This is a genomic window from Mesonia hippocampi, assembly GCF_014197445.1.
Classification (GTDB): domain Bacteria; phylum Bacteroidota; class Bacteroidia; order Flavobacteriales; family Flavobacteriaceae; genus Mesonia; species Mesonia hippocampi.
Genome location: NZ_JACIFO010000002.1, coordinates 1 through 12,306 on the forward strand (window position 1 = coordinate 1; position 12,306 = coordinate 12,306).

Annotated in this window: 10 protein-coding genes; 3 read left to right on the top strand and 7 right to left on the bottom strand. The window is 34.7% G+C overall.

The genetic code is table 11. The annotated features are described in order from the left end of the window. Nucleotides 1-194 precede the first annotated feature (194 nt). The gene (gene rfbB, locus GGR32_RS02230; RefSeq protein WP_183475952.1) at nucleotides 195-1,265 is read right to left on the bottom strand and encodes a dTDP-glucose 4,6-dehydratase; all 1,071 of its coding nucleotides are present in this window, start codon (nucleotides 1,263-1,265) and stop codon (nucleotides 195-197) included. A gap of 292 nt (nucleotides 1,266-1,557) precedes the next feature. On the opposite strand from rfbB, the gene GGR32_RS02235 reads away from it, so the two are divergent. Beyond that, nucleotides 1,558-1,770, top strand: a complete 213-nt coding sequence (locus GGR32_RS02235; protein ID WP_183475954.1) for a hypothetical protein — start codon at nucleotides 1,558-1,560, stop codon at nucleotides 1,768-1,770. 760 nt (nucleotides 1,771-2,530) lie between these two features. Further along, nucleotides 2,531-2,743, top strand: coding sequence for a hypothetical protein (locus GGR32_RS02240; RefSeq protein ID WP_183475956.1), 213 nt, complete (start codon nucleotides 2,531-2,533; stop codon nucleotides 2,741-2,743). A gap of 57 nt (nucleotides 2,744-2,800) precedes the next feature. Here GGR32_RS02240 and GGR32_RS02245 read toward each other — a convergent pair whose 3' ends face one another. The 6 genes from GGR32_RS02245 to GGR32_RS02270 form a co-directional block, all read right to left on the bottom strand. Then, on the bottom strand, nucleotides 2,801-4,195 hold the full coding sequence (locus GGR32_RS02245; protein ID WP_183475958.1) for a UDP-glucose 6-dehydrogenase: 1,395 nt from the start codon (nucleotides 4,193-4,195) through the stop codon (nucleotides 2,801-2,803). Nucleotides 4,196-5,467: 1,272 nt separating this feature from the next. Continuing rightward, a complete protein-coding gene (locus tag GGR32_RS02250; RefSeq protein ID WP_183475961.1) occupies nucleotides 5,468-6,751 on the bottom strand; it encodes a nucleotide sugar dehydrogenase in 1,284 nt (427 codons plus the stop codon). 44 nt (nucleotides 6,752-6,795) lie between these two features. Continuing rightward, nucleotides 6,796-8,013: a UDP-N-acetyl-D-mannosamine dehydrogenase gene (gene wecC / locus GGR32_RS02255; RefSeq protein WP_221403676.1), complete on the bottom strand. Its 1,218-nt coding sequence runs from the start codon at nucleotides 8,011-8,013 to the stop codon at nucleotides 6,796-6,798. A gap of 37 nt (nucleotides 8,014-8,050) precedes the next feature. Beyond that, nucleotides 8,051-9,184 (bottom strand): non-hydrolyzing UDP-N-acetylglucosamine 2-epimerase, encoded by a 1,134-nt coding sequence (gene wecB, locus GGR32_RS02260; protein ID WP_183475963.1) that lies wholly within the window; start codon nucleotides 9,182-9,184, stop codon nucleotides 8,051-8,053. A gap of 20 nt (nucleotides 9,185-9,204) precedes the next feature. After that, nucleotides 9,205-9,696, bottom strand: a complete 492-nt coding sequence (locus GGR32_RS02265; RefSeq protein ID WP_221403677.1) for a hypothetical protein — start codon at nucleotides 9,694-9,696, stop codon at nucleotides 9,205-9,207. Between the two features lie 450 nt (nucleotides 9,697-10,146). After that, complete coding sequence (locus GGR32_RS02270) at nucleotides 10,147-10,632, bottom strand: UpxY family transcription antiterminator (protein WP_183475965.1); 486 nt, start codon at nucleotides 10,630-10,632, stop codon at nucleotides 10,147-10,149. 172 nt (nucleotides 10,633-10,804) lie between these two features. Here GGR32_RS02270 and GGR32_RS02275 point away from each other — a divergent pair, with 172 nt between their 5' ends. Further along, nucleotides 10,805-12,283, top strand: a complete 1,479-nt coding sequence (locus tag GGR32_RS02275) for a right-handed parallel beta-helix repeat-containing protein (protein ID WP_183475966.1) — start codon at nucleotides 10,805-10,807, stop codon at nucleotides 12,281-12,283. The last annotated feature ends 23 nt before the right edge of the window (nucleotides 12,284-12,306 follow it).

Genomic DNA, 12,306 nt, shown 5'->3' on the forward strand with positions numbered 1-12,306 from the left:
GCAGCGGTTTTAAAACTTGCTTTTAAAAATTTCCTTAAAACGGTCTTGACTTTTTGGTTCGTTTTGTGTCAAGACAAAATGAACGGATAATTAACATAAACATTCATTTTTTTAGTTCACGACCTTTTATTTGCTAATGGAGCTCATGAATCAACAAAGTTGATTTCATCGATAAAAAAACGAATAGTTATAAATTACTTATACTGCTTCTCATAATATTGCTGATATGCACCAGAAGTTACATTTTTAAGCCAATCTTCATTATTCAAATACCAGTCGATGGTTTTTTCAAGTCCTTCTTCAAAGGTTACACTTGGTTTCCATCCTAATTCTTTATTTAATTTAGAAGCATCTATCGCATAGCGTAAATCGTGACCTGGACGATCTTTTACAAAAGTGATTAATTGCTCACTTGTACCTTCCTCTCGGCTTAATTTCGCATCCATCTGTTTACATAGCAACTTTACTAAGTCTATATTTTTCCATTCATTAAATCCTCCAATATTATAGGTTTCTTTGTTTTTTCCTTTATGAAAAATCAAATCGATAGCCACTGCATGATCCACTACATAAAGCCAATCTCGGGTATAATTCCCATCTCCATAAACCGGTAATGGCTTGTTATTAATAATATTATTGATAAATAATGGAATTAGTTTTTCTGGAAACTGGTTAGCTCCATAATTATTAGAGCAATTACTAATAACATAAGGGATGTTGTACGTCTCCCCAAAAGCCCTTACGAAATGATCTGAGCTTGCTTTAGAAGCAGAATAGGGAGAATTAGGGTCGTAAGCAGTTTCTTCGGTAAACAGTCCTGTTTCGCCTAAGGTGCCATATACCTCATCAGTGCTAATGTGATAAAAAAGCTTCTCGTTGGTATCTGTTCCCCAAATTTGCTTTGCAGCATACAATAGATTTAAAGTACCCATTACATTGGTTTCTACAAACGCAAAAGGATCGGTGATGGATCTATCTACATGTGATTCTGCTGCTAAATGAATAACCGCATCAAACTTATAAGTTTCGAATAAGTCTGTAATATATGAACGCTCACAAATGTCTCCTTTTAAGAAATGATAATTTGCAGCCTGCTCTATATCGGTTAAATTCTCCAAGTTACCTGCATAAGTAAGTACATCGAGGTTATATATTTCGTATTCAGGGTAATTGTTTACGAAACGTCTTACAACATGACTCCCGATAAAACCTGCTCCGCCTGTTATTAATATTTTCTTTGTACTGGTTTTTGATGAGTTTTTCATCTTATTCTTAAATTTTTATAGTTTACTGAAAAATAAAGAACTATAAGGTTAGTTTATATTGGTATGGTTTAAAAAATTTCCTTAAAACAGTCTTGACTTTTTGGTTCGTTTTGTGTCAAAACAAAATGAACGGATAATTAACATAAATATTCATTTTTTCATCGATAAAAAACGAATCAAAAAATCTAGGCTGCCGAATCTTGTCTTAAATTTATTACTCCGAAGCTAAATTTTAGAGAACTCGTATTGGCAGGCCAATACTCAAACAGCCTAAAATTTCAACGCTTCTTTCGTGGCAAATTTTACAGACAATTTTCGTGATGCCGAAAAAACCGACAGTTTTGCAGAAATAGCTGTAAATCCAGTGGAAGTGCGTCTTTGCTCAGCAAAGACAAAGCATGAAACGCCAGATTTAGCAGCGGTTTTAAAACTTGCTTTTAAAAATTTCCTTAAAACAGTCTTGACTTTTTGGTTCGTTTTGTGTCAAGACAAAATGAACGGATAATTAACTTTATTGTATTTACTTTTTTTAGTTCACAAATCTTTTATTTGCTAATGGTGTTTATGAATCAACATAAACATTCATTTTTTTAGTTCACAAACCTTTTATTAACTAATGGAGTTCATGAATTATTCTAAATATTCATTTTTTTTATCGATAAAAAAACGAATCAAAAAAATCTAGTGCCTTTAAAGGAAATTTTTACGAATATATTCGTAAAAACCGCTTATTTGCTTATCGCTACATGCCATTTTCGCCTATGGCGAAAGCACTTCCGCTTGCAAATAGCTATTTCTAAAGGCCCGGGAAAAATGTATAAATACATTTTTAAAAAGGTCTTCTTTTTTTACAGACAATTTTCGTGATGCCGAAAAAACCGACAGTTTTACAGAAATAGCTGTAAAGCCAGTGGAAGTGCGTCTTTGCATCGCAAAAACAAAGCATGAAACGCCAGATTTAGAAGCGGTTTTAAAACTTGCTTTTAAAAATTTCCTTAAAACAGTCTTGACTTTTTGGTTCGTTTTGTGTCAAGACAAAATGAACGGATAATTAACTTTATTGTATTTACTTTTTTTAGTTCACAAACCTTTTATTAACTAATGGTGTTCATGAATCAACAGAGTTGATTTCATCGATAAAAAACGAATCAAAAAAATCTAGGCTGCCGAATCGTGTCTTAAATTTATTACTCCGAAGCTAAATTTTAGAGAACTCGTATTGGCAAACCAATACTCAAACAGCCTAAAATTTTAACGCTTCTTTCGTGGCAAATTTTACAGACAATTTTCGGGATGCCGAAAAAACCGACAGTTTTACAGAAATAGCTGTAAATCCAGTGGAAGTGCGTCTTTGCTCAGCAAAGACAAAGCATGAAACGCCAGATTTAGCAGCGGTTTTAAAACTTGGTTTTAAAAATTTCCTTAAAACAGTCTTGACTTTTTGGTTCGTTTTGTGTCAAGACAAAATGAACGGATAATTAACTTTAGTATACTTACTTTTTTTAGTTCACGAGCTATTTATTAGCTAGTGGTGTTTATGCTTTTCCGATAGCATAATACTCAAAACCTATTGCTTTTAATTCTTCTTCCTTAAGAATTTTTCTTCCATCAAAAACAAAGGCAGGTTTTTTCATGGTATCATAAATACGTTTCCAATCGTAAGTGGTAAATTCATCCCACTCGGTTAAAACAGCAATAGCATGTGCATCTTTACAAGCTTCATAAGGATTGTTGACTACTTGTAATTGCGCTTTGTTTTCTTCCTCTGTACGCGTATTAAGTGCATTTAAATCGGTATAGATCTGATGTGGTTTTACCTTAGGATCATATACTTGTATTTCAGCTTGTTCCTCTAGTAATAAATCGGCTACATAAATAGCAGCTGATTCGCGTGTGTCGTTTGTATCTTTTTTAAACGCCCATCCTAAAAATGCTATTTTTTTCCCAGAAACCGTATTGAAAAGTGTGCTTACAATATTTTCTGCAAAACGCCTTTTCTGGTGGTCGTTCATAATAATTACTTGCTCCCAATAATCTGCAACATTGTCTAAGCCTAAGGATTTAGCAATATACACCAAATTCAAAATATCTTTTTGAAAACAAGACCCTCCAAAGCCTACCGATGCTTTAAGGAATTTAGGTCCAATTCTAGAATCCATCCCAATAGCCTTTGCTACTTCACTTACATCGGCTCCTGTTGCTTCACAAAGCTCTGATATAGCATTTATCGAAGATACACGTTGTGCTAAAAATGCGTTTGCCGTAAGTTTAGATAACTCTGATGACCATACGTTGGTGGTAAGTATATTTTCTTGTGGAAGCCAAGCTGCATAAATATCAACTAGTGCCTGAATGGCTTGTTTTCCTTCTGCACTTTGCTCCCCGCCTATAAGTACACGATCTGCTTGTTCTAAATCTTGAATTGCAGTGCCTTCAGCTAAAAATTCAGGATTGGAAAGAATTTGAAACTTTACACCATTACCTGTTTGGTCTAAAATAGTTTTTATAGCTTGTGCTGTACGTACAGGCAATGTTGATTTTTCGACTACTATTTTATCGCTCGTGGCAACATTTGCGATTTGACGTGCACATAATTCTACATATTTTAAATCGGCAGCCATATTTTTACCTTTCCCATAGGTTTTTGTTGGGGTATTTACCGAAATAAAAATCATTTCTGCTTCATCTATGTTTTTTTCTATTTCGGTAGAAAAAAATAAGTTTCTTCCACGAGCTCTTGCAACAACTTCAGACAAGCCTGGTTCATACACTGGAAGTTCATCTAAATTTTCACTATTCCATGCTTTTATTCTTGCTTCATTAATATCTACTACCGTTACTTGTATCCCTGGGTTTTTATCGGCAATAACAGACATGGTAGGACCTCCTACATAACCGGCTCCGATACAGCATATCTTTTTTATTTTCATGCTTATATATGTATTGGTTTATTCAATTTATTTTAAAAAAGAGTTTCTTGTTTAATTATGTTTATGTGTTATGATTATTCATTTTTTTTAGTCCACGAATCTTATCTTAAATTTATTACTCGGAAGCTAAATTTTACAGACAATTTTCGTGATGCCGAAAAACCGACAGTTTTGCAGAAATAGTTGTAAATCCAGTGGAAGTGCGTCTTTGCATCGCAAAGACAAAGCATGAAACGCCAGATTTAGCAGCGGTTTTAAAACTTGTTTTTAAAAATTTCCTTAAAACGGTCTTGACTTTTTGGTTCGTTTTGTGTTAAGACAAAATGAACTGATAACATTCTTTATTATACTTACTTTTTTTAGTTCACGAATCTTTTATTCGCTAATGGTGTTTATGAATTATTCTAAATATTCATTTTTTTAGTTCACAAATTTTTTATTAACTAATGGAGTTCATGAATCAACAGAGTTGATTTTATCGATAAAAAAACGAATCAAAAAAATCTAGTGCCTTTAAAGGAAATTTTTACGAATGTATTCGTAAAAACCGCTTATTTGCTTATCGCTACATGCCATTTTCGCCTATGGCGAAAGCACTTCCGCTTGCAAATAGCTATTTCTAAAGGCCCGGGAAAAATGTATAAATACATTTTTAAAAAGGTCTTCCTTTTTTACAGACAATTTTCGTGATGCCGAAAAAACCGACAGTTTTGCAGAAATAGTTGTAAATCCAGTGGAAGTGCGTCTTTGCACCGCAAAGACAAAGCATGAAACGCCAGATTTAGCAGCGGTTTTAAAACTTGCTTTTAAAAATTTCCTTAAAACAGTCTTGACTTTTTGGTTCGTTTTGTGTCAAGACAAAATGAACGGATAATTAACATAAATATTCATTTTTTCATCGATAAAAAACGAATCAAAAAAATCTAGTGCCTTTAAAGGAAATTTTTACGAATGTATTCGTAAAAGCCGCTTATTTGCTTATCGCTACATGCCATTTTCGCCTATGGCGAAAGCACTTCCGCTTGCAAATAGCTATTTCTAAAGGCCCGGGAAAAATGTATAAATACATTTTTAAAAAGGTCTTCCTTTTTTACAGACAATTTTCGTGATGCCAGAAAAAATTGTATTAGTTCACAAACCTTTTATTTGCTAATGGTGTTCATGAATCAACAAAGTTGATTTCAGCCCAACCGACAGTTTTGCAGAAATAGCTGTAAATCCAGTGGAAGTGCGTCTTTTGTTTTCTATAATAAAAAACCTTCCTTAGAAAAATTACAGCCTTGCGTCTACGATTTCTCTTGGTAAACAAGCTTTCACATCAAAAACAACTGCGTTATCTTGAAGCAGGGTTTTTATATCCATTGCTAAAAACTGCTGATGTGCTACGGCTAAAACAACAGCATCATATTTCTTTTTAGGTATGTCTTTTACAATAGACACCCCATACTCTTCTTCTACTTCTGTTGGGCTTGCCCATGGGTCGTATAAATCTACATTAAGTCCGTATTGTTTAAGCTCTGAATAAACATCGATTACTTTTGTATTTCTAATATCAGGGCAATTTTCTTTAAATGTTACCCCTAGAATAAGCACATTAGCATCTTTAATCTGATGGCCTTTTTTAATCATCAGTTTAACAACTTTACTACCTATAAAGTTTGCCATCGTATCATTCACCCTTCTTCCTGAAAGAATAACTTGAGGATGATAACCTAACTGAATAGCCTTATGACTAAGGTAATAAGGGTCAACCGAAATACAATGTCCACCAACAAGACCTGGCTTATATTTCAAAAAGTTAAATTTAGTTCCTGCTGCTTCCAAAACATCTTGTGTATCGATGCCTACTCTATCAAAGATTAAAGCCAGTTCGTTTACAAATGAAATATTTACATCTCGCTGTGCATTTTCTATAGCTTTACTTGCTTCTGCTGTTTTTATGTTTGCTGCTAAATGTGTGCCTGCTTTTATAATTTTTTTATATAAATTATCTATTTCTACTCCAATGGCTGGCGTACTTCCCGAGGTTACCTTTTTTATGGTTGTAAGCGTATTTACCTTGTCGCCAGGTACAATTCTTTCTGGCGAATACCCTACATAAAAGTCTTTATTAAACTTTAAACCTGAAATATTTTCTAAAATAGGCACACAAACCTCTTCTGTACAACCTGGATATACCGTACTTTCATAGATAACAATATCATCTTGTTTAAGCACTTCGCCCAACATCTTTGAGGCACTTTTTAAAGGCCTTAAATCTGGTGCATTAAACTGATCTATAGGTGTTGGCACTGTAACAATATAGATGTTAGCCTCTTTTAAAACAGCAATAGCTGAACTTGCCAAATAACCTTTTTTAAAACCTGTTTCCTCTTTATCTTGAATTACATTACGCAACAAATCTAAATCTGCTTCTAACGTATGGTCTTTTCCTTCATTCAACTCAGCTACTCTTTCTTCATTAATATCGAAGCCTATCACTGGATAATGTTTTGCAAATTCTAAGGCTAATGGTAAACCTACGTATCCTTGTCCTATAATTGCTATTTTTTTCATGGGTATACTTACTTTAGTTGTGTTTTCTAATAATATATTGGGGTTTATTTTGCTGTAATTCCGCAGAAATCGAGTACAATTTTTCCGGAAGGAATTTCTAAGCCTGAAAATTCTTTATGGGCTACTAAAAAAGCGATAATATCTGCCTTAGCTATAGCTTCTTGATAGGTGGTTAATTTAAAAACTTGATGTGCTTGAATATTTGGTTCTACAATATAGTATGCTTCATCTTGTGCTTCTTGAAGTACTTTTTGTACAATGTATTTTGCTGGTGATTCCCTTAAATCGTCGATATTAGGTTTAAAAGCCAATCCCATTAAAGCAATGGCTGGCGTACGTCCTTTTTTCAACTGAAATTCATGCTTTGCCTTTTTAATTTGCTCGGCACACCAAAAGCTTTTATAGTTATTTATTTCTCTTGCCTTTCCGATAATTTGAGATTCCATAGGAAAGTCTGAGGTAATAAAATAAGGGTCAACAGCTATACAATGTCCGCCTACACCACAACCGGGTTGTAAAATGTTTACCCGAGGGTGTTTGTTGGCTAATGTTATCAGTTCCCAAACGTTGATACCTGCTTTATCGCAAATCAACGAAAGCTCATTAGCAAAGGCTATTTGTACATCTCTACTAGAGTTTTCGGTAAGTTTACACATTTCGGCAGTACGTGCGTTGGTAGGGTGCAAAGCTCCTTTTACAAACTGCTGGTAAAATGCTACAGCTTTTTGTGTACTCACCTCATCTACGCCACCTATTACACGGTCGTTATGGACAAGCTCGTACATTACATTTCCTGGCAATACCCTTTCTGGGCAATAGGCTAGAAAAATTTCGCCTTCCAGTTCTGGGCGTTCCCTAAAAATAAGCTCTTGCATTTTTTCGGTAGTCCCTACGGGAGAGGTAGATTCTATAATGTATAAATCTCCTTTTTTCAATAAAGGGATGATTCCTTTTGTAGCGGCTTCTACATAAGAAATATCAGGCTCATGATTCCCTTTAAAAGGCGTTGGTACAACTATCAGGTAAGTATCAGCAGCAACAGCTGCTGTACCGGCTTTAAAATAATTGTCCTGCACCGCTTTATAAACCACCTCTTCTAAATCGGGTTCTACAATATGTATTTTCCCTTTGTTGATGGTTTCTACAACTTCGGGGTTTACATCTACCCCAAAAACAGCAATTTTATTGGCTGCAATTAATGCCGAGGTGGGTAATCCTATATAGCCTAACCCAATGGTGGTTACTTGTGGGCTTATCGTCATTTTATTTTTTATTTAATTACTTAAAAAGCTACACAGCTTAAACTAAACTATTTAACTCTTTTATATGCTGAACAATTTTCTTACAAGCATTACCATCTCCATACGGATTATGCAATTTACTCATGGTAGAAAAACGTTCTTTATCGGTTAGTAAACTTGTTGCTTCCGTTATAATCTTATCAACATTTGTACCAACCAAAATTACAGTTCCTGCTTCTACAGCCTCTGGCCGCTCTGTGGTGTCTCGCATCACTAAAACAGGCTTCCCTAGACTTGGAGCTTCTTCTTGTACTCCTCCACTATCGGTAATAATAAGTTTAGACCTATTCATCAACCAAATAAAATCTTGATAAGCTAATGGCGTTATTAAATGTATGTTGGAAATGTCTCCTAAAATTCTATTTACCGGCTCTTGTACCTTTGGGTTTAAATGTACGGGGTAAACCAATTGCGTTGTAGGATTTGTTTCTGCAATATGTTTTAAAGCTTTACAGATACGTTCAAATCCATCACCATGATTTTCCCTTCTATGTCCTGTTATTAAGATTACCTCTTTACCTGCTAACTTAGCTTCTAAACTTTGTACATAATCGCTAGGTTCTTTGTTTACTTTTTCTACGGAAGTTAACAATGCATCGATAACCGTATTTCCTGTAACAACAATGGTTTCGTCTGGAATATTTTCTTGCAGCAAGTTGTTTTTTGATGTTGGTGTAGGAGCAAAGTGAACATCGGCAATACGTCCTGTAATTTGCCTGTTTATTTCCTCTGGAAAGGGCGCTCGTTTATGATGTGTACGCAAACCTGCTTCTACATGGCATACCTTTGCTCCGCCGTAAAAACCAGCAATACTCCCTGCCATAGTCGTTGTAGTATCACCATGAACATAAATATAATCGGGAGTAAAATCTTCTAAAACAGGTTTTAACTGTACAATAATATTTGCCGTAAGTTCATATAAATTTTGCCCTGGCTTCATAAGATTTAAATCATAATCGGGAGTAATCTCAAAAAAAGCCAAAACTTGATCTAGCATTTCCCTATGCTGAGCGGTAACACATACTTTTGTTTCAAAAAGTTCATTTTCTGCTTCAAAGGCTTTTACCAAAGGAGCCATTTTTATAGCCTCTGGTCTTGTACCAAATAATATAAGATTTTTTACTTTCTTCATAAATAAATTACTTAAGCTAACTAACCTACATGCCAAATAAGTAAAGGCTTATCTTGTTTAGCCTGTAAATACTTTTCTTCGTTTTCTGGTGACAACAAAACATAGCGTATAGGTTTTTTTACTACTTTTTCTGCTTTGCTTATTAATTGTGTTAAATATTGCCTGTCGATATGATTTCCCACCAATATTAAATCGATCACCTCTGGAGTTAAGCCTCTGGCTAATTTCCCTTCTATATATACCCGTTCTAGGTTTCCTATTTTTGTAACTACACTAGCTATAATTTCATCTATTCCCACATATTTACGAACAATATTCTGCATCTCTTCAAACAAAGGATGCTGCGTATTGGCTTTAAAATACTTACGATTACCTTCTTTTGTACTGGAAAGCATCCCTGCTTCTTCAAAACGATTTAATTCTATACGAATAGCGTTTGTGCTTTCACCAAACTCGCCTTCCAAACTACGTAAATACGCACGGCTATTGCTGTTTAAAAAAAACTTAAGCAATAGTTTTATTCTAGTTTTTGAACTTATTAAAGTTTCTAACATAGTTACAATAAAAAATGTAGAAAATAATTTAGATTATATACTTACTGATGTACTAGTTTTCTGGCATCACGAAAATTGCCTGTAAAAAAGAAAACCTTTTTAAAAATGTATTTATACATTTTTCCCGGGCCTTTAGAAATAGCTATTTGCAAGCGAAAGTGCTTTCGCCATAGGCGAAAATGGCATGTAGCGATAAGCAAATAAGCGGCTTTTACGAATGTATTCGTAAAAATTTCCTTTAAAGGCACTAGATTTTTTTGATTCGTTTTTTTATCGATGAAATCAACTCTGTTGATTCATGAACTAAAACAAAAATCAGATTATATCTTTATTTCAGGTAAGGTAATTCTTCCCATAGCTCCGCCTCCTCAGTCCCATAAACTAAGTAAAACATGTACTAGAAAAGACTTAAGACTTTTCTATTTGCGCCTTAGGAATCACTACTTTTAGCATAACGCCTAATTGCTCTATATATAAGGAAACGTTTTTCGTAGTTTGTTGAAAAACGACTCCTTTTCGGGTTTTAAAAACCCCTTGATTTACGCGTACAACATCGCCTGTTTTTATCGCCTCCACCTTCAACTCTTCCGTTTTATACGTAGAGAAAAAAGCTTGTACTTCTGCCATCTCTGCATGAGTTATGACTACGGGTTTATGTAGCCAAAATACAAAGTTAACCACGCCTGGGGTTTGTAACACACTTAATCGCTGCTTCTCTGTTAGCTTAACAAACACGTAAGACGAAAAATAAGGCACGTAAACTTTCTTCTTTCGATCACTCCATTGACGAACTTGCATTTGTAACGGACAAAATACCTCAAACCCCTTTTGTTCAAGACGTTCGGCAACTTTTTTCTCCGCTTTACTTTTTACATAGACAACACGCCATTCCATAAACGAGTAATTTTACTACTCAAAGTTAATAGCAAATATATTTTTTTAATTTTAGAAATCAAACAAACTTTAAATTAAATATAAGTTAAGTCATCAGCACTTTTAACATTAAAACTTCAATAGAAACACAACAATACCTGTATATTGTACCTCTAATATTTAAATTTATACTATGAAAAGAAATTATGTGTTTTATTTACTTGCTTTGTTTGCATCGGCAAACATCTTTGCACAAGGCTACACCTCGCCAAATACTGGCGACACCTACACGCTTAATGACATTGCTTTAGCAGACTCTAGCACCTTGGTTAAAAACGGAACTTCGTACACACTTTTACAAGATTTAACCATTGCAGAAAACGACGCGCTTGAGGTTACTGAAAGCATAAGCTTAGCGATAGCTGAAGGTGTACGCATCACCATAGACGGTACATTAAACTGGAATCCCCCTACCACTGGAGCTACTGTAGATGCTTTAACCGCTGGAACTACTTATGATGGATTCTGGTTTGGTCAAACTTCCAACATCAATATCACAAACAGCTCTTTTATAAACGGTGGAGGATTTAAAGTAACTACAGCTAATTTCTATATGGAAAACTGTACTGTTATGTATATGGTTTCAGGAGCCTCTACTGGTGCAGCAATCTCTTTATCTAGAGGAGCACCTGTAATAGAAAACAACCTTATTATGTACAACGATCTTCCTGCAATAGCTTCTGGTGCAAACCAAACAGTTAGCGCAACCATTCGTGGAAACTACATTGAAGGAAATACAAAAAGCAACCAAAACAGACCTCAGCTAAACCTTAGCATCACAGGAACAGATACTTTACGTGTTATAAACAATGATATTATTGGCGATGTTACCTTAGATAAAGTAGGTGGAATTGCCATTTCTAACTTTATAGGAGATGGTGCAGAAATTAGAGCAATTATCCAAGGAAATACCATAGAAAACAACCGTTACGGAATAACCATAAGCGGAAGCAACGTAAACGCGCTAATAAAAAACAACACCATAGAAAACAACAACACGCAAGGCCTACCTAATTTAGGAGGAAGTGGAATATCATTACAAAGTAACGATGACACACAAACTGTTGTAGCCAGAAACAACCATATAAAAGGAAACCTTTGGGGAGTTACATTACTTGCTAAAGGTAGAATTGATTTAGGAACAGCAGACGATTACGGGCATAATACTTTTTCTGAAAACGGAAACAATAATACTAGCTATTCGTTATACAACAACACCACCAATAATATTACGGCTATTTATAACTGCTGGGAAGAAGGTGTTAGCTTTGACACCGCTGCAGATGTAGACCAATACATTGTACATGCCAACGATGATGCTAGCTTAGGAACGGTTACTTTTGAGCCTTTTGATTGTGCCAGCATGAGCATAGATACCTACACTACGCAAGTTAACTTCTATCCTAACCCTAGTCAAGATGTTTTAACAATAGAAAACACACAAGGCTTTGATACGGCAGCGATCTATAACCTAAACGGACAACTAGTAGCATCTTACAACCTAAACGAAGGAACAAATACAATAAGATTCGCTTTAACTACTGGGGTTTATTTTATAAAATTCAACAGTACAAAGAACAAAGGCATAACTAAAAAACTACTTGTTCAATAAAACAAAACCCACAAAACAAAAAG